General features: G+C 59.1%; 12 protein-coding genes. 4 read left to right on the top strand and 8 right to left on the bottom strand.

Going from position 1 to position 18,902, the window contains the following annotated elements:
- The first annotated feature begins 195 nt into the window (after positions 1-195).
- Positions 196-1,803 carry a Na/Pi cotransporter family protein gene (locus ACP2AU_RS07705; RefSeq protein WP_426375530.1) on the top strand — a complete coding sequence of 536 codons (1,608 nt, stop codon included), beginning with the start codon at positions 196-198 and terminating at the stop codon, positions 1,801-1,803.
- On the opposite strand, the gene ACP2AU_RS07700 is transcribed toward ACP2AU_RS07705, so the two are convergent.
- The 7 genes from ACP2AU_RS07700 to ACP2AU_RS07670 form a co-directional block, all read right to left on the bottom strand.
- Positions 1,785-4,058 carry a diguanylate cyclase domain-containing protein gene (locus tag ACP2AU_RS07700; RefSeq protein ID WP_426375607.1) on the bottom strand — a complete coding sequence of 758 codons (2,274 nt, stop codon included), beginning with the start codon at positions 4,056-4,058 and terminating at the stop codon, positions 1,785-1,787. The genes ACP2AU_RS07705 and ACP2AU_RS07700 overlap by 19 nt on opposite strands.
- Positions 4,058-5,014, bottom strand: a complete 957-nt coding sequence (locus ACP2AU_RS07695; RefSeq protein WP_426375528.1) for an ABC transporter substrate-binding protein — start codon at positions 5,012-5,014, stop codon at positions 4,058-4,060. Before ACP2AU_RS07695 ends, ACP2AU_RS07700 begins: the two co-directional genes overlap by 1 nt.
- 108 nt (positions 5,015-5,122) lie before the next feature.
- On the bottom strand, positions 5,123-6,031 hold the full coding sequence (locus ACP2AU_RS07690) for a lysine exporter LysO family protein (protein WP_426375527.1): 909 nt from the start codon (positions 6,029-6,031) through the stop codon (positions 5,123-5,125).
- A gap of 59 nt (positions 6,032-6,090) precedes the next feature.
- Positions 6,091-6,411 carry a DUF2288 domain-containing protein gene (locus ACP2AU_RS07685; RefSeq protein WP_426375526.1) on the bottom strand — a complete coding sequence of 107 codons (321 nt, stop codon included), beginning with the start codon at positions 6,409-6,411 and terminating at the stop codon, positions 6,091-6,093.
- Positions 6,412-6,480: 69 nt separating this feature from the next.
- Entirely contained in the window at positions 6,481-6,879 is a 399-nt protein-coding gene (locus ACP2AU_RS07680; RefSeq protein ID WP_426375525.1) for a response regulator, read from the bottom strand.
- A 15-nt stretch (positions 6,880-6,894) separates the two neighbouring features.
- Positions 6,895-8,013: a response regulator gene (locus ACP2AU_RS07675; protein WP_426375524.1), complete on the bottom strand. Its 1,119-nt coding sequence runs from the start codon at positions 8,011-8,013 to the stop codon at positions 6,895-6,897.
- A 20-nt stretch (positions 8,014-8,033) separates the two neighbouring features.
- Positions 8,034-9,722: a diguanylate cyclase gene (locus tag ACP2AU_RS07670; RefSeq protein WP_426375523.1), complete on the bottom strand. Its 1,689-nt coding sequence runs from the start codon at positions 9,720-9,722 to the stop codon at positions 8,034-8,036.
- Between the two features lie 98 nt (positions 9,723-9,820).
- Between ACP2AU_RS07670 and ACP2AU_RS07665 the strand changes: the two genes are divergently transcribed.
- From ACP2AU_RS07665 to ACP2AU_RS07655, 3 genes are read left to right on the top strand one after another with little or no spacing between them, the layout of a single operon-like run.
- Positions 9,821-11,608, top strand: coding sequence for an ATP-binding protein (locus tag ACP2AU_RS07665; protein ID WP_426375522.1), 1,788 nt, complete (start codon positions 9,821-9,823; stop codon positions 11,606-11,608).
- A complete protein-coding gene (locus ACP2AU_RS07660; RefSeq protein WP_426375521.1) occupies positions 11,595-14,021 on the top strand; it encodes an ATP-binding protein in 2,427 nt (808 codons plus the stop codon). Before ACP2AU_RS07665 ends, ACP2AU_RS07660 begins: the two co-directional genes overlap by 14 nt.
- Before the next feature lie 15 nt (positions 14,022-14,036).
- Positions 14,037-15,950, top strand: coding sequence for an ATP-binding protein (locus ACP2AU_RS07655; RefSeq protein ID WP_426375520.1), 1,914 nt, complete (start codon positions 14,037-14,039; stop codon positions 15,948-15,950).
- Here the strand turns inward: ACP2AU_RS07655 and acnA are convergent.
- Positions 15,947-18,706 carry an aconitate hydratase AcnA gene (gene acnA, locus ACP2AU_RS07650; protein ID WP_426375519.1) on the bottom strand — a complete coding sequence of 920 codons (2,760 nt, stop codon included), beginning with the start codon at positions 18,704-18,706 and terminating at the stop codon, positions 15,947-15,949. The two genes, ACP2AU_RS07655 and acnA, sit on opposite strands and share 4 nt — an antisense overlap.
- Between the last annotated feature and the right edge of the window lie 196 nt (positions 18,707-18,902).

The raw sequence follows: 18,902 nt of genomic DNA, 5'->3' as shown, positions 1-18,902 counted from the left end.
CTCCCCCGGCCCGATGCAATGGGGGAAAGGGGGCAGTGCGTCCAAGCAATAGAAACTGATCAATTATTAGGCGTTCATGACCGCACCTGAGCGGCCATGGCGGTAACCCGCTCAGTCTGCGAGACTTGCTGGGTAACTATGAGAAATCCGGGCTAGGCTTGTTACCAGGCTTCAACCATCACAACAACTCTCACTATGCTGTCATCGATTTTCCAGGTCCTGGGCGGCCTGGCACTGTTTCTGCTGGCCATGGAGATGATGACCAACGGCCTGAAGAACGCCGCCGGGCATCACTTGCGCCATATGCTGGGGCATTGGACCAGAACGCCTCTGCGGGCACTTATGGCGGGCTTTGTCATTACCGGGGTTGTCCAGCATTCCGGTGCGGTAACCGTTGCGACCATCGGCTTCGTAAACGCAGGCCTGATGTCGCTGGCCCAATCACTGGGGGTGATTTTCGGCTCCAACATCGGCACCACCATGACCGCCTGGCTGGTCAGCCTGATTGGCTTCGGCTTCAAAATCGAAGCCATGGCGCTGCCACTGCTGGCTGCCGGCGTGGGCATCAAGCTGATCAGCCGCAACCCGAGAAACCAGTTTCTGGGCGAGGCTCTGGCAGGATTCGCGCTCTTCTTCCTCGGATTATCCATTCTGAAAACCGCGCTTGAGTCCTCCGCACTGGGGTTCCAGAGTGCCGGGCTGGTCAGCGCCGATTACGGATTGCCCGCCTTCATGCTTATCGGCCTGCTCGCAACCGTGCTCACCCAGTCCTCCAGCGCGGCGCTGGCCATTGTGCTCACGGCCGCTGCCGGCGGTCTTATTCCCCTCGATAACGCTGCGGCGGCGGTGATTGGTGCCAATCTGGGCTCAACCTCCACGGCTGCGCTCTCGGCCCTCAAGGCCACCGCCAACGCCCGGCGGCTGGCCACCGGCCACATTCTGTTCAATCTGGTCACCGGCGCCATCGCGCTGCTGATTCTTCCGGGTATGCTGTGGCTGGTGGCAGCCCTGACCGACTGGCTGGAACTGGACGCCAACCCGGCCGTTTCCCTGGCGCTGTTCCACACCCTGTTCAACGTTCTTGGCGCCGCCCTGATGCTGCCGTTCACGCTGCCATTTGCCCGGTTTCTGGGCCGGCTGTTCCGTAGCAAAGAAGAGGACAATGCCGAACCCCGCTACCTGGATAACACGCTGGTAAAAACGCCAGAGTTGGCAATCGGCGCGGTGGATCAGGAGATGAAACGGCTGATTGACCACAGCCAGGGCCTGCTCCGGGTGTGCCTGGACCGGGAAAGCCTGGCCGAGCCGGATGTACGCCCGAAAGCGGATGCCATTCGCAACCTGAACCAGGCGGTCACCGACTACATCGGGCGGCTGAGGGCAGAAAAAATGCACCCCTCCGTGGTGAATGCCCTGACCCTGAATATACGCACCTGCAGGTATCTGGCAGAAGCCACGGAACTGGCGTTACATCTGGTCCGGCTTCGGGCTCTGGCACGGCGTGCGGATTTTGGGGCGCTTGAGCCGGCTTTCGAGCGCTATTTCGAGATCATACGGGCACTGGTGGCATCCGAAGAGCCTGCACCGAAAACTGTCGACGAAGCGGAGGCCGTTTACCACCAGCTTAAAGCAGCAACGCTAGAACGAATGATCCGACAGGAATTCAGCTCCAGCCTGGGTAGCCAGACTCTGGATGAACTCAGCGCGGTAAGACGGCTCACCGACCAATGGAGCAAGGCGTTGTTCTGGCGGGACGGAGTCACTCTGCTCGACAACGGCGCCGGTCAGGCCTTGAGCTCCTGAAAACCACAGTAACGATTTTTGCCTTCGCGCTTGGCCTGATACATTGCCTGGTCTGCCTGGCGCAGCAATTGGTCGCCATCGATCTCCTCAGTGCCCGGATACAGCGTGTAGCCCAGGCTCGCAGACACCTCAACACAATGATTCGCCACCCACACCGGTTCGGCGATCACTGCCAGCAGACGGGACAGAAGCGAATCCAGCATGGCGGCATCGGGCACATTGACGATAATGGCCGCAAATTCATCGCCCCCTAATCGCGCCAGGCTGTCCTCTTCCCGCAGGGTTGTACGCATCCGCCGGGCCACTTCCACCAACAGACCATCGCCGGCATCATGGCCAAACGCGTCGTTGACCGGCTTGAACTGATCCAGGTCGATGTAGAGCACCGCCAGCCGATAATTCTGCCGGCGCGCCTGAGCCATGGACTGCTGCAAACGATCCGAGAACAGCACCCGGTTGGGCAGGTTGGTCAGGGCGTCGTAATGCGCCATCATCCGCAGCTGCTTTTCAGTTTCTTTCTGCCGGGTGATGTCACTGAATATCCCGACAAAGTGAGACAGCTCACCCCGGTCATCCAGAACACTGCTCAAGGTCAGGCTCAGCACAATGGCCTGACCATTTCGATGGCGGGTCGCAAATTCTCCGCTCCAGACACCATCACGATTGGCCGCCACCAGGATGGCGCTGCCCTCGTCCACCGGCAGGGGCGGCAAACTGCCGATGACCGACTTCGGGTCCCGGCCGGTAATCTGGGCGTAGGCCTCGTTGATATCCATCACCACCCCATGGGCGTCGGTAATGAAGATAGCTTCCCGGGCATTCTTGAACACCCTCGTGGCCAGCCTCTGCTGCTCTTCCGCCTGCTTCCTGCGGGTGATGTCATGCCAGGAACACAGCACAAACGGTGTCTCACTGTCGTGCTCGTAGACCGGAGCCAGCGTCATTGCCACCCACACCCGGACATCGTCAGAGCGCACGAACAACCATTCCTCCTGTGAGACCTCACCGGCAATCACCCGGCTGAAAAGGGCCTCGGCCTTCTGCAACGAGGGAGCACCGTCCGGCTGACGAGAGGGCGAGAACGCCGCCAGGGACTTACCCAGCAACGAGGCCGCCGAGGCATACCCCACCAGATCCACGGCAGCCCGGTTACAGTCCACCAGCTCACCTTCACGGATCATCAGCATTGGCTGGGGCCAGCTGGCAATCAATGCACGCAGCCGCCGTTCCTCTCTGGTCAGCTGACGCTTCCTGCGCACCAGCCAGATACTGTTGACTATCAGCAACACCAGCAGGGCTGCAATGGTCATCACCCAGTTGCGGTACTGAGCAAGCACATCGACCCAGGTCACAGTCGGCAGCTGGTCGTAAGGTGGCATTCGCAGGGTCCGGGTAAGATCCTCCACCGACTGGTAATCTGCCGGCGGCGAGAATCCGGCCAGGCCTGCGGCCCTGACCGCCCGGTGCCCGGGTTCCAGGGCAAACAGAGCCGACGCCACCCGGCGAACCGTTCGTTCATCCACATGGGGCAGCGACACCACGGGCCACTCCGGGTAGAGCCGGGTGGACGATACGTACGGGTAACCGTGTAATGTCTGAGCGTTGATGATCTTGAGCTTGGTAACAATGTCTGGATGAGTGTTTTTCAACTCTTCGTAGACCCCGGTCCGAATAAAGCCCGCGTCTGTGTCACCTGCCAGAACCGCCCGGATCACCCGGTCGTGATTGCCCAGAAAGACCATCCGGGCCGTGCGCCGGACATCAATCCCCGCCATATCCAACTCCAGCGCCTGCGCCTGATAACCCGCCAGATAGGTCTGTTCCGGAGCGGCGATGGACTTTTTTGCCAGATCCGTCAGGCCGGTGATGTCATCCCGCTCGCTTCGGGTAATGATAACCCCACCGATACTGCCGGTCGCCTGCCCTTGCCCGTTCCGCCTGAGAGTCGCCAGTGCGCCGGTCAGACTGCGCTCGCTGCGGATAACCAGAAAGTGGCTGGGGTCGGTAAGAAAGAAATCAATCTGATTCGCTGCCAACGCACGGTTCATGTCATCCTGGCCAAACACCCTGAGCGTTACCTCGGTGCCGATTTTGCGGGTCAGGTAGTCGGCCAGTGGCTGATAACGCTCTTCAATGATATTGTCCAGCCGATAGGCAAAAATGCCGAGCGTGAGCGGGTCACTGGCCGCAGCCGGAGCAGCGCCCAAAACCGGCAACAGCAGCAGTAACAGGCAGCGAAAACCAAGCCCTGTCATCACGACAAGCTCCTCGGCAAAAAACCCGGCTCGCTGAGATGCTGATAATCCAGGCCACCGGAGAGCAGACCCTCTCGAAGCATCATGTTTTCCAGCTTCTTGGCCACACTCTCCAGCCGCCCATTGTGAGCCAGGTAACGATGGTTGGCGGAGAGTTCCGGCAACATAACCCTCGCCAGAGACTGACGAACCATCTCCGGTGATACCCGTTGCCGGGTCGCCACCCTGTACACCGAGTCATGCATATGGCGCACCAGATGCTGCAGGCCCCGGAAATGCGCGCTGACCAGATGCGCCACAGCGTTCGGCTGGCGCCGGATCGCGGAGTCAGTGACCACCAGCACATCGAATATGGTTTCCGGCAACTGACGGCTGTCGAACAGACACACAGCGCCTTCGGCCTCAAGCCGGGAGGCCTCCGGGTGGTAATTGACAGACGCATCAATGTCGCCGGCCCGCCAGGCCTGGAGGTGTTCATGAGCCGGCAGGTCAATGATCGACAGGTCCTCGCGACTCAGGCCGGCACGCTCCAGCACCGAGAACAGCAGAATACCGGACACACCACCGAGTTCCGCCGCCACTCTGCGCCCGCGCAAACCAGCCAGTGCCGTGATATCCGGCCGGGCCAACAACACATCGGCACCGGCAGAGATATTGGTTACGGCAACGGCTCTTACCGGCACGCCCGCCGCGTGCACCCGCAGAGACTCATCCAGCGTAAGCGCGGCTGCATCCAGCTGACCGGACACCAGCCCGCCAATGGAGTCACTGGCCGCCCGGCCTTTCAGTAACCGCACAGAGTCCGACAACCAGCCGAATTCCTCTGCCAGGTACAAGGGTTCATAACCAATCCACGGGTGAATGCCGGTTCGCAGCGGGCCAGGCCGGGTACAACCGCCGACACAAGCGGCCAAAGCCGCGGCTGTCGCCAGTTGCAGGAAATGACGGCGGTACATCCAGATGCTCCGGAAAACGAATAAGGGAGGGATATATATTAATCTGTCGCCAGTATAACCGTAAATCGGACCAAAGCATTGCACCGGGTCAAATTACGCGCAATACGTCTACCCAAACGACAGAAAAACCCCCATCAGCACCGGAGACAAAAACGAAAGCAGAAAACCGGAGGCAATGGCTACCGGCACACAGGACAGCCCGCCACTGCTGCGGATCACCGGCAGGGTGAAATCCATGGACGTCGCTCCGCCATAGCCAATGGCCATGGCGGGGCGGGCATGAATCACCAGCGGGATGAGCGCCAACGCAAGGATTTCCCTCAGCACATCGTTCAGAAAGGCAACACCGCCCCAGGCTGGCCCCAGCGCATCACCAATAACGATGCCGGAGAGCGAATACCAGCCAAACCCGGAAGCCAGCGCCAGCGCCTGGTGCCAGGGGACACCCAATATCGGGATGAGAAGCCCTCCTGCCAGCAATGAACTGACAACCAGCGCCAGCGCGATGCCCAATCCCTGCCGGTTCAACAACAGTCTGCGCAGCGATAGCCCGGCGTTACGAAGTTGCAGGCCGATGAGAAACAACAAAAACATCAGGGCCCAGGTCGCCATATCATCTACCATCGGCAGCGATGGCAACAGGAAATAGCCAACCAAAGCACCGGCCAGCACAGCCAGCAGCGGTTTCAGCCCGGCCAGAAAAAGCCGGCCGTAGCCGGGCCGATCACCAGCCTCTGCTGTCTCGGTACGCATGGGTTGCCAACGATGGAACAGCCAGAGCCCGGCCATGTTAGCCAGCAGCAAGGTAAACACCAGCGCGGTCACCTGGCCCGCCATGGTACCCAGTTGCCCCAGCAACCCTTCCATCTGGCCCAGCCCCAGCCCCAACAGGGCCAGAATAAAGTACACCAGGCCTTCCACCGAATAGTGGATCACGGTCATCAGCCTGCGGCTGGACAGCGCAAACGCGAAACCCAGAAACAACGGAGCCAGAATCAGGAGCGCGCCGGTGAGCATGACAACCTCGAAGAAGACAGAAGTAAAGAGTGGAAACGTTGTGGAAGAATCCGCGGCGCTCAGTGCAGCCGTTCGCCGGAACGATCCTGAACCAGCACCCAGGGTGCAATAACAACCGCCCAGAGCTCGGCGTTGCGATCGTACCAGGCGCGGGCAAGGTCAGGCTCCACTTCCCCAACCTGGCCAGTGGACATCCAGTGCTCAAACTGCGCCTTGTTGTCTGCCGCCAGCTGCGCCGCCACATTCAGCAAATCCAGCGCCGGCGCCACACGCACTACCTGCCCCCGGGCATAATAGGTTTGCAACTCATGCCAGTGTATGCGGGACGTTTCCAGATTCAGCTTGGACTTGAGTTCTTCCGGTGACTGGGGAGACGACATGACAACCTCGGAGATCAGTTCATTTTCGGAGCGCCAGCCTACCCTAATTCCGTAAAAGGCGCATCTGCGTCAACCGGCATCGGTGGTTGTCAACAGCGCCCGAATGTCGTCAGCCAGGGTCATAGGGTCGAAGGGTTTGGGGATCACGCCGATGGCCCCCAACGCCAGGTATTCTTCAATCTCGGACGGCTGCAGGCGAGCCGTCATGAAAACCACCGGTACATCCAGCCCCTGGGGGCGCTGCTGCAATGCCTGCAGGGTCTGCGGACCATCCATCCCCGGCATCATCACATCCAGCAGCACAAGATCCGGTGAGAAATCATCAATCCGGGACAAGGCTTCGGGCCCGGACTCACACAGGCTGACATCCAGCCCGCCGACATCCCTCAACGCCAGCTCGGCGATGCTGCGGATGTCGGCATCGTCCTCAACATACAGGACTTTATTCAACGCAGTTCTCCCAACCATAATCAGCCCGCTTTTTTATGGTGAATTATCCAGCCCGAGCCGACGAAGCAGCCGCTGATGTTCCTCTTTACCCTCGAGCTCGCTGGCTTCAAGTGCAGCCGCGCGCATGACCAGCTGACGATCCCGGGTACTGTCCGGTGGCAGGAAGTGCACGGCGCCAACCAGTTCTCTCAAGCCGAGCGGCAAATGCCACTGTACCTTCAGGCGGTTCCCGAACCGGGGAGCCCAGTCTTTCAGCAAAGGCGCCAGATCCTCGGGCTCGAGTTTACCGCCAAGCGCCACAAAATCGTCAAGCACTTTGATAAGCGCCAATTCACCAAGACGGCTCAGCAATCCCGCTTGCTGAAAAACCGATGGCGGCAGGCCGAGCCTGATGGCCAGCGCATTTGCCGCCCGCGAAACGCCCATGATCTGCTCGTTGATTTCCTGAGCCATCGTTTTGAGGGGCTGCCAGCGGAGGCCACCGGAGACATCCAGAGCCAGGGCCAGGGCCTGATTCAACGCCATCGTGATGCCCATCGAGCTTATGGCATCTCTGAGGTTTTCCACCGGCTGGCCGGTGCGCCGGAATGAGGTACTGTTGGCGACATCCAGCAATCTCGCGGCCAAAGCAGGTTCGTCTCTCCAGCGCTCCGCCAGTTGCGCCGGTGAAAGCTCCCGCTCACGCCGGGCCAGCTCAAGCAACCCGGATGGGTCCACACCCGACGGTAGCTGGACAATGTGCCCCAGGGCCTGCTCAAGGTACTCGGAAACGGGGATGACATCCTGTTGCTTGCCCGGAAGAAATTCCGCCAGTCTTGAGTGCAGCAGCGTAACGTCAACAGGCTTTGTGATATAGCCGTTAATGCCGTAATGGGCCGCCTTAAGGACAGAATCGCGATCTGAGCGCGCGGAAACGATAACCACCGGCGTTTCTTTGCTGAAGCGCCGTATTCGACGAATTAACTCAAGCCCGGAACCGTCCGGCAGATTCCAGTCGGTCACCACCAGATCAAACGGCTCGGTGTCCGCCAACCGGACAGCATCCGACAAGCGATCACACACCGAAACCTTCACCCCATAGCCAGAACCGGCAATGACCGTTTCCAGCAGTTCACCGAACAGGTCATCATCCTCAAGCACCAATACTTTCAACCCCGAACCCTCATGCTGCCTTACATCCCCGGTTGGTAGATCTTGACGCCGTTACGCCCGTCCCGCTTTTGCGCGTAGAGTGCCCGATCGGCAGCCTCGATGATTTGATCTCCGTCGGTAAAATCTTTAACAGGGGCAATGCCGGCACTGAAGGTCACCTGAAATGACGTTTCGCCCACCGAAAACTCCAGCTCGCTGAAGCTGGCCAGAATCCGCGCGATCAACGCCCTGGCGGCACCGGCATCGCAATTGGGCAGAACGATCAGGAATTCCTCGCCACCGTAGCGGCCAATCGCATCCGACTCACGCAGACGATTGCGCAGCAGGTTCGCCAGCGTGCGGATCACCACATCCCCCTGCCCGTGCCCCCAGGTATCGTTTACCCGCTTGAAATGATCGATATCCAGTAAAACCACCGTCGACTCATAACCGCCGCGCTCAGCGCGCACTCGCTCGCGCTCCACCTCCTGCTTGATCAGGGCGTGCTTCAATAACCGGGTGAGGCTGTCCCGATTCATCAAATCGGCCAGTTGGCGAGCCCGATGGCAACGCATCTGGACGGAGCGAATCAGGTAATCGTCGGAAACCGGCTTGACCAGAAACTCGTCCGCACCACCGGACAGGGCGCGAAGCTGGCGCTCCGGATCATCCTCCGAGGAGAGATAAATAATGGGCAGGCTGAGCCAGCGAGCCTGGAACCGGACCATACGTGCCAGCGTGACGCCGGAATACTCGCCCAACTCGATATCCATAAGCAACAGTTCCGGTTCAAAGGCGTGCAGTTCATCGATCAACAGCAACGGATCAGACACCGGCCGGGCCTGGATACCAACCGATTCGAGCACCAGGCAGTAATGCTCCGCCAGTTCACGGTCGTCGTCCACGATCATGACCCGCGCCTGCGCCCCGGCACTCTGCTCTTCCACCAACGCTTCGATGCGTTCCACCAGTTCCGGAAAATCGACCGGCTCCGGGAAAAATGCACGCCCTCCCGAATCGGCCACGCGGTACCGGTTCTGAAAGCTGTCTTCCTCGCCGACGCACAAAATAGGCGGAGGCGCGCGATAGTGACCAACATCCCGCCCTGAAAAATCATGGGCCACCAGATCGACTGAAAAAGAGTGACAAAGAACAGCGGCGATCCCGGCCCCGGAATCACCCGGTTCGCTTGCCTGCGATTGCAGCTCCAGCCGGTTTTTATACCAGACATCGAAACCGTATTTGCGCAACTCCGCTGACAGCCCCTGCAATTGACCGCTGCCGTCGTCCACCACCAGCAACCGCACCTGCATACCATGGGCTTCCGGATCTTCCGTACTTGCCGGCTCTGCCGCCCCGGCATCCCCCGGTGCCGTTTGCTCGACATCAGCCAGGGCAATCAGCTCCTGCAGCCCCTCGGCAAGCCCGACCGCGCCCTGCTCCCGGCGCAGGGGCTCATCCCCCGGCACGCTCTCAAGCTCGCTCTTGAAGCGCTTCTCCAGAGCCCGGGCTTTCTGCCCGAATTCGTGAAAGCCAAATGTCCCGGCCGATCCGGCCAGCTGATGCAAACGCTGACAGCAGCTCGCCAGGTCACTCGGGCTGGCTTTGCCGGCCCGAATACTGTGCGCGAGCTGGTCCAGATCGGCGAGTTCTCCCCTCAGACGCTCCACAAAGCGCGATTGAAGCACCTTCAGGCGGTTTGCAATCTGCTCTTGTTGTCGACTATCCAAAAAAACTCCCCAAACTCCGGTTTTGTCCGCTTTGGAAATACTCTAAGCTCTATCAAAGCACGTTTTCCAGTTGTCGACCACGCCACTAAGGATTACTTTTGAAAACCTTGTCCCTTGGTCTGCGCGTTACGCTCCTTACGATCAGCACCAGCCTCGCAGCCGTTATCGCCATACTGCTTCTTGCCTACAACGGCGTGGTTCGGGATTTCGAAGAGGTCCTGACTCAGAGACAACTGCTGGAAACCGAATCTGCGGCCCGCATTGTCGACCAGGAACTCCAGATTCGCCTTGAAGCACTCACCGCGTTTTCCAGTTTCCTTACCGATGGCGACCGGCTTTTGCCCAACGCCAGGCTGGCGGAACTTCTTGGCCGGCCGGGCGCTCTGAACCAATACTTCCCGGCCGGCCTGCTGGTGTTCGATAACAACGGTGTGGCGATCGCCGAAAACCGTTATGTGCCGAATCGAATAGGCACGTCCTATGCGGATCGCCCCCACTTCCGGGACGCCATCCGCACTCGCCAGGCGCTGGTCAGCCGGCCAATCATAGGCCGGACCACCGGCCTGCCGCTGCTTTCGTTTCTTGCACCTGTTGAAACCGACGACGGTGATTTGCTGGGCCTTGCCGGCGGGGTCATTAACCTCGCGGAATCCGGCATCATCCCCGAATCGCTCGGCCAGGAAGACGGCGTGCTCTTTAAAGTGCTGGATACCGGCCACTTCACCCAGGTCGATTCACTGAGATCCGGGTTGCCGATGCCCGATCTTCCCGGCCCCGGCAATGATGCCATCATTGACGCGGCCCTGTCGGGCATCACCACCGGGATCGTTAAGGACAGCTCAGGTAAACGCTGGGTCTATGCCACCAAGCATCTGGACCGGGTCGGCTGGCTTTTCCTGCGCGCCGAACCCTATGAACGGGTCACCGGGCCCGCCCGCGCCTCGTTCAGCAATTTCCTGCAACTCAGCGTGCTGGTGATTCTGGGGATCAGTTTCCTGGCGTGGGTACTGGCAAAAACACTGACCCGGCCGCTGGAGACCATGTCACTGAAGATTCGCGACATGATTATGGCAAAAACCGTCCAACAGCGGCTGAAACCGAAAGGACCACCGGAGACCCGCAATCTGGCGAAGGCCTTCAACCAGCTGATGGAAGAACTTGAGTCTCTGGACACCATGAAAGACAAGTTTGTGTCGACCGTCAGCCATGAGCTTCGCACGCCGCTGACATCGATTAACGGTTCGCTGAAACTTCTGAAGGCTGGCACGGCAGGGGAATTGCCGGAGAAAGCGGAGAATCTGATCACCATTGCCCTGCGCAACAGCGACCAGCTGCAGCTGCTGATTTCAGACCTGCTGGATTTCAACAAGGCCATTGCCGGCCAACTTTCCGTCTATCCGGCCCGGGTGAAGGTCGCAACGGCCCTGAGCCAGGCGGTGGAAGGCAACCTCGGTATGGCGCAAAACTACGGGGTCGAATGCTCCTGCAGCACTCATCCCCGGACGCAGAGCGTCTGGGCGGACGCACAGCGCCTTCGCCAGATACTCGACAACTTTCTGAGCAACGCCATCAAATTCTCGCCCGAGGGCGGCACCGTGCGGATACTTGGCGAGCCCACCGATTACGGCATGGTGCGAATCACCGTCTCAGACCAGGGCAAGGGGGTTCCTGAGGGATTCTTGCCACGGCTATTCGACCGCTTTGCCCAGGCAGATTCAGCCTCCCGTCAGTCCCGGTCGGGTACCGGCCTTGGCCTTGCCATCTGTCGCGAACTGGCAGAATTGATGGATGGGGAGATCGGCTACTACTATCGGGACGGGGCCCATTTCTGGGTCGAGCTTCCCTGCCCGGATCAAGACACCGAGGAGGCCCATGAAAACACCTGAGCGGCCAACCAATGAGGCGGAGCGTCTGTCGGCACTGGAAGCCATGGAGCTTCTGGACACTCCGGCAGAGGAACGTTTTGATCGCGTCACACGATTGGCGGCAAGTCTGTTTGATGTGCCGATTGCGCTGGTATCCCTGGTCGACAAAGATCGTCAGTGGTTTAAATCCTGTTACGGCCTGGGTGCGAAACAAACCGGCCGTGATATTTCCTTCTGTGGGCACTCCATTCTGGGTGCCGAGACGTTTGTCGTCGAAGATGCCCTGAAAGATGAACGCTTCGCCGATAATCCTCTGGTGACCGGGGATCCGAAGATCCGCTTTTACGCCGGCGCCCCGCTCAAGGATCGATCAGGCTATCGCATGGGAACTCTGTGCATTATCGATCGCAAGCCACGAATCCTGACGCCGTCTGAGCAGAACAGTCTCAGGGATCTGGCGGACATTATCGAACGGGAATTCCAGTTCCGGGAGTTGGGAAGCTACTTCAGCGAACGCACCAAAGCCCTGAATATCCTCAACGATATTGCTCTTGAATCTACCGCAGACCTCAGCCTGGCCATCGTCGACGCTCTGGCAAAAGCCAATCGTTACCTGGGAACAGAAACCGCCATCGTCAGCGAGGTAACCGGCGATGCCTATACGGTACTCTGGCATCATCAGAGACGGGACCATTCTCTGGAGAACGGCCTCACGCTGCCACTCGACGAGACCTACTGCTCGATTCTGCTCGAAAAAGGCGAAGTCCTGGGCATCAGCCATATGGCCAGGTCCGTGTATCGGGACCGCGCCTGCTACGCGGCCTTCGGGCTTGAGAGCTACATTGCAGCGCCTATCTGGATCGACGATGAACTGTTCGGGACCGTGAATTTCTCTTCCCCCAAACCGCGACCATTACCGTTCAGCGAGACCGAAAAAATGTTCGTCAACCTGCTGGCACGTTGGGTGGGCGATTGCATCCAGCAGGCACGGCAGACGGAAACACTCGAAAAACTGGTGTCCAATACACCCGGTATGCTCTATCAGTACCGGCGATGGCCGGATGGTCACTCATCATTTCCATTCGCCAGTGATCGAATTCGGGAGATCTACGACGTTGAGTCGGAGCAGGTTCGGGAGGATGCCGGCATCGTTTTCGAAAAACTGCATCCGGACGACCTCGATGGGATCAGTCGCAGTATTGAACAATCGGCGGAAACGCTCTGTGAATGGCATTCGCAATACCGGGTGCATCACAAAGACAAGGGTTGGCGATGGGTGGAGGGCAAAGCCTCACCCGAATTACTCGCCGATGGCAGCATCATCTGGCACGGCTACATCGCCGATGTTGATGAAAAAAAGAAAATCGAACTGGCACTCAAGGAAAGTGAAGATGAGCTGCGCCGGCTGTATGAGCTTTCACCCATTGGTATTTCACTAAACGATTATGCCAGTGGACGCTTCCTCGATGTCAACGATGCCTTCCTGGTTCCCACCGGCCTGTCACGGGAGCAGCTTCACCGTATGGCGGTTCTGGAACTGGTGCCCGAGGACAAACAGCCCAGGGCCCGGGAGATCATCTCAGAGCTCCAGGAAACCGGGCGTTTTGGCCCCTGCGAACTGGAACTCCTGGATGCGGATGCCCGGCCATACCCGGTGGTAATTCGCGGTATGCAGATCACCAGCGTCAGCGGGCGCTCACTGGTCTGGAGCCTGGTTGAGGATATCTCCGAGCGCAAAAAAGTGGAGAAGATGAAAAACGAGTTTATCTCCACGGTCAGCCATGAGCTGAGAACACCGCTGACCGCCATCAGCGGGTCGCTGGGGCTGATTGCCGGCGGCGCGCTGGGGCAATTAACGGAGCCTGTTGAGCGGATCGTCAATATTGCCCACCGGAACAGCGATCATTTACGCCAGCTGGTGGACGACCTGCTCGATATCGAAAAACTGGTCTCCGGCAAAATGCGTATGCACCTGGCTCATGAGCCGATCAGGCCGCTGGTTCACGAGGTGATGGAACGCCTTAACAGCTACGCGCAAGGCCGACACATTACCTTACGGTTTGACCAGAATGACAATCCCGACCCTCACGCCAATGTCGACCGCTCCCGGCTCGCTCAGGCACTCACCAACCTGCTGTCAAACGCCATCAAGTTTTCACCGGAAAACAGTGCCGTATGGGTGCGTTTGCGATGCCGGCAGGCGCATCTGGTGATTGAGGTCCAGGACCAGGGACCCGGCATTCCAGACAGCTTCCGGGCGCGAATTTTTGAAAAATTCGCCCAGGCCGACAGTTCCGATACCCGGGGTAAAGGCGGAACCGGCCTTGGCCTGGCCATCACCCGGGAAATCATGACCCAGATGGGCGGTTCTGTTGGCTTTGACTCTTTGGAAGGCCAGGGCGCACGCTTCTGGCTGGCGTTGCCCGAAGCATAAACACGCAGGTCGATCATGAACAAACAACAAGAACGAACGTTTTACGGCCTGGTCTGGTTTGCCCGCCTCACCGTTTGCCTGCTGGCCATCAGCCTGGCACTGGCGCTGGATTCGACCGCCACGGAGAAACACCGCGCCGATGTGCGTGCCCAATGGCAGGAACAGGTGGATGATCTCAGCCTCGAGTTGCGGGCGTCCATTTTGCAAAATACCCAAACAGTCTGGGGGCTCGCTGCCAACGTGGCCGTCAACCCCGACATCCGGGAATCGCAGTTTCAACAACTGGCCTCAGTGATTTTCAAACTGGCGCCCGAACTGCTGAATATTGGCCTGGCCCCGGACTTTGTGATTCGACACATTTATCCGATGTCTGGCAACAGCGGTGCACTGGGTCTGGATCTCCGGACCCAGAGCTTGTCGCCGGAACAGGTTGCCCTGTTACTCGAGACACAGCGGGCCGTTTTCAACGGCCCTATCAACCTCGTTCAGGGCGGTCAGGGCCTGGCTGCCCGCATCCCCATTCACGAGAACGACACGGGCCGGCTCTGGGGCGTCATTTCCGCCATTCTGGATCTGGAACGACTCTATGCATCGGTCGGTCTGAATGAGTTGCCATCGAATTTCAAACTCGTGCTGTCCACGGCAGAGCCGGATAAGATCGACGCTGGGCGGTTTTTCGGCGATGCCGATATCCCGTGGCAGTCCCCGGTATCCGCAACCATGGCCATGACCGGCTTTACCTGGAACCTCTATGCGCAACCAAGCGAAGGCTGGCCTGACCATCCCGAATCACCCTGGTTACTCCGGGGATTGCTGGCATTCGTCACGCTGGTGATCATCGCCGGCACCCTGTGGATAACGGCACTGATTCTGCGCGATCGCAGAATGCAACGTCGATTCTGGGGGCTGTTTGAACTTGCTCCTTTTGGCATCGCGCTCTACGACGCCATCACCGGCGAGCAGATTCAGGCCAACCCCGGCTTTACCCGCGCCCTGGGGTCCGGGGGCGCCTCCATCGACTACTTCAACGACGTTTATGACCAATCCGGCCAGCGTAAAGCCGTGGAGTACTCGGTATCCACCATTCTCGCGCACCGGTTCCGGTTCACCGGGCTGGAAGGCTTTTTTCGGGCACCAGACCAGACGCTCCGGCCGCTGATGCTCCATGGTTTGAGGCTGGATATGCAGGGCAACGAATCCGTGGTCTGGATCATTGCCGAGGATATTTCCGAGCGCAAGGAGGCCGAGCGATTGAAAAGCGAATTTATTTCCACGGTCAGCCATGAGCTCAGAACCCCACTGACCTCCATTTCCGGCGCCCTGTCCCTGTTAAGCGCCAACGCAACGGACAAGCTCCCGGACCAGGCGGTCCGGCTGATCAGTATTGCCCGTCGCAACAGCGATCAGCTGGGTTATCTCATCAATGACCTTCTGGATATCGAGAAGCTGATTGCCGGCAAGATGGATTTTCATACCAGCGAATTTCCCGTTGCGGAGGCCGTTTCGGAGTGTCTGGAAAACATCCAGCACTACGCCCTGGAGAAGAATCTCACACTGGATGCCAGGGAGCTGCCGGCTAACCGGGTGCGGGCCGACCGGCAAAGGCTGGCACAAGCGCTGAATAATTTATTGTCCAACGCCATCAAGTTTTCCCCGCCTGATGCCCGTATCGATATTTCAACAGAACGTATCGGTCAACACATCCGAATTGCGGTAAAAGACCACGGCCCGGGGATTGATCCGGAATTCCGGGCGCGCATCTTCGAGAAGTTTTCCCAGGCTGACAGTTCAGACCGGCGCGCCAAGGGCGGCTCCGGTCTTGGACTGGCCATCACCCGGGAATTGATGACCCGGATGGGTGGGCAGGTCGATTTTTCCTCAGAGGTGGGCCAGGGCTCCACCTTCTGGCTGGATGTGCCCATCGCCTAGGCCTCTTTCAGCATCTCCCGCACCACGTAATGGAGGATGCCGCCGTGCTGGAAGTACACGGCCTCGTTGGCGGTATCGATACGGGATTTCAGCTCACAGGTCTCTGTAGAGCCATCCTGGTATTTCACCGTCATCTTGAGGGTCTGCCCCGGTTTGATCTCGCCGGACAGGCCTTCGATGCTGATGGTTTCCTCACCGGTGAGTTTCAGGCTCTTGCGATCCGTGCCTTCCGGGAACTGCAGTGGCATGACGCCCATACCGATCAGGTTGGAGCGGTGGATACGCTCGTAGGATTCAGCCACTACGGCTTTGACACCCAGCAACCGGGTGCCCTTGGCGGCCCAGTCGCGGCTTGAGCCGGTGCCGTATTCCTTGCCGGCAATGACCACCAGCGGCGTATCATCCGCCTGATACTTCATGGCGGCATCGTAAATCGCCATCTGCTCGCCGGTGGGCACGAATTTGGTGTAACCGCCTTCCACGCCATCGAGCATTTCGTTCCTGATGCGAACGTTGGCAAAGGTGCCGCGCATCATCACTTCGTGGTTACCCCGGCGAGAGCCATAGGAGTTGAAGTCTTTCGGTTCAACACCGTTTTCCTGCAGGTATTTGCCGGCAGGGGTGTCCGGCTTGAAGGAACCGGCCGGTGAGATGTGGTCGGTGGTCACCGAATCGCCCAGCAGTGCCAGTATGTTGGCCTCCTTGATATCGTCGATCGCGTCCGGCTCTTCCTTCAGGCCCTCGAAGAACGGAGGATGCTGGATGTAGGTGGATTTATCAGACCACTCGTACACCTTGCTTTCCGGCACCTGGATGGACTTCCAGGTGGCGTCGCCATCGAAGACTTCCGCGTATTCCTTACGGAACATATCGGTCTTCACTTTCTCCACCGCTTCAGCGATCTCCTGCTGGCTCGGCCAGAGGTCCTTCAGGTACACCGGGTTGCCGTCCTCGTCATGGCCCAGCGGATCTTTCGAGAGATCCAGGCGCACGTTGCCTGCCAGCGCATAGGCCACCACCAGGGGCGGCGAGGCCAGCCAGTTGGTTTTCACCAGCGGATGCACTCGCCCTTCAAAGTTCCGGTTACCCGAGAGCACGGAAGCGACCGTCAGGTCGCCATCGGTAATGGCTTTCTCCACCGCGTCCGGCAAGGGGCCAGAGTTACCGATACAGGTGGTGCAGCCATAGCCCACCAGGTTGAAGCCCAGTTTATCCAGATCATCCTGCAAGCCGGCCACTTTCAGATAGTCGGTCACCACCTTGGAGCCCGGTGCCAGGGAGGTTTTCACCCAGGGCTTGGTCGTCAGGCCTTTCTCCACCGCTTTCTGGGCGATCAGGCCGGCGGCCATCATCACGCTCGGGTTTGAGGTGTTGGTGCAGGAGGTGATGGCGGCAATGACCACCGCGCCCGGGTCCAGCCGGCTCTTCTCACCATTCATCTCCAGCGGTTGACTGGCATGGTGCTTGTAGCTGTCATCAACACCAACTGCGGTCTGGCCACCCTCGGATTCCAGGCTGGCCTCACGGTTCTCGGCAGGCCCTTCGGCAGTTTCCATCAAAAGCTCAAAGGACGACTTCATGTTCTTCAGGGCCACCCGATCCTGCGGGCGTTTGGGGCCGGCAAGGCTGGCTTCCACTTCGCCCATATCGAGCTCCAGCTTGTCGGTGTACACCGGCTCATGGCCAGGTTCACGCCACAAGCCCTGGGCCCTGGCGTAGGCTTCCACCAGCTCCAGCTGCTCCTCTTCGCGACCGGTCAGGCGCATATATTTGATGGTCTGCTCGTCCACCGGGAAGAAACCACAGGTGGCACCGTATTCCGGGGCCATGTTGGCGATGGTCGCCCGGTCTGCCACCGGCATATCCTTCAGGCCATCGCCGTAGAACTCCACGAATTTGCCGACGACGCCTTTCTTGCGCAGCATTTCGGTAACGGTGAGCACCAGATCGGTGGCGGTAATGCCTTCACGGAGCTTGCCGGTAATCTTGAACCCAACCACTTCCGGAATCAGCATGGAGACGGGCTGGCCCAGCATGGCGGCTTCTGCTTCAATACCACCAACACCCCAGCCAAGAATGCCCAGGCCGTTGATCATGGTGGTGTGGGAGTCTGTGCCCACCAGAGTATCCGGGTAAGCGATGGTCTTGCCGTCCTGGTCTTTCTGCCAGACGGTCTTGCCCAGATATTCCAGGTTCACCTGATGGCAAATGCCGGTACCCGGCGGCACCACGCGGAAGTTGTCAAAGGCCTGCTGGCCCCAGCGCAGGAACTCATAACGCTCCTGGTTACGCTCCATCTCGATGGTAACGTTGTCCTTGAACGAGGAGGCATCGCCGAATTTGTCGACCATCACCGAGTGGTCAATCACCAGGTCCACCGGCGACAGCGGATTGATCATCGCCGGATCCTTGCCAGCAGCCTTCACGGCCTCGCGCATGGCGGCCAGGTCGACAACCCCAGGCACCCCGGTGAAATCCTGCATCAACACACGGGCCGGGCGAAACTGGATTTCAGTATCGGAATGGCGATCCTTCATCCACTGCACCATGGCGTCAATGTGGCTTCTGTCCACGGTGGTGCCATCTTCGTTGCGTAGCAGGTTTTCCATCAACACTTTCAGGGAAAACGGCAAACGGTTCAGATCGCCCAGAGTATCTGCTGCCTTGGGCAAGCTGTAATAGTAGTAGGTCTTGCCGGCGGCCTTCAGGGTGGAGAGGGTACTCAGGCTGTCTGTACTCAGAGATGAACTCGACATTTGATGCCTCCTCTTGTGAAATCTCCCTTAACTATTGCATCGATCAGCCAGAGTTCAACCATGCCCGGCTGAATGTTCAGTATCATTCGCGTGAATAGCCTGCCTCCGGTTGTTTTCGTAACATTGCTTCGTTGACAGCAAGGCACGCATCAATGATGCTTATCCGTGTGTATACCAACCACCTGCCCCCCGGGAT

Origin of the sequence: Marinobacter sp. VGCF2001, from assembly GCF_049943275.1 — a bacterium.
Taxonomy (GTDB): Bacteria; Pseudomonadota; Gammaproteobacteria; order Pseudomonadales; family Oleiphilaceae; genus Marinobacter.
The sequence above is the reverse complement of the archived record's forward strand: the minus strand, read 5'-3'. Positions and strand labels throughout refer to the sequence as shown.

Bases quoted from the DNA above. Each gene is read 5' to 3' on its own strand.
- ACP2AU_RS07700 (WP_426375607.1), bottom strand. From the start codon at position 4,058: ATGACAGGGCTTGGTTTTCGCTGCCTGTTACTGCTGCTGTTGCCGGTT.
- ACP2AU_RS07660 (WP_426375521.1), top strand. From the start codon at position 11,595: ATGAAAACACCTGAGCGGCCAACCAATGAGGCGGAGCGTCTGTCGGCA.
- ACP2AU_RS07685 (WP_426375526.1), bottom strand. From the start codon at position 6,411: ATGTCGTCTCCCCAGTCACCGGAAGAACTCAAGTCCAAGCTGAATCTG.
- ACP2AU_RS07655 (WP_426375520.1), top strand. From the start codon at position 14,037: ATGAACAAACAACAAGAACGAACGTTTTACGGCCTGGTCTGGTTTGCC.
- ACP2AU_RS07690 (WP_426375527.1), bottom strand. From the start codon at position 6,031: ATGCTCACCGGCGCGCTCCTGATTCTGGCTCCGTTGTTTCTGGGTTTC.
- ACP2AU_RS07695 (WP_426375528.1), bottom strand. From the start codon at position 5,014: ATGTACCGCCGTCATTTCCTGCAACTGGCGACAGCCGCGGCTTTGGCC.
- ACP2AU_RS07680 (WP_426375525.1), bottom strand. From the start codon at position 6,879: ATGGTTGGGAGAACTGCGTTGAATAAAGTCCTGTATGTTGAGGACGAT.
- ACP2AU_RS07705 (WP_426375530.1), top strand. From the start codon at position 196: ATGCTGTCATCGATTTTCCAGGTCCTGGGCGGCCTGGCACTGTTTCTG.
- acnA (WP_426375519.1), bottom strand. From the start codon at position 18,706: ATGTCGAGTTCATCTCTGAGTACAGACAGCCTGAGTACCCTCTCCACC.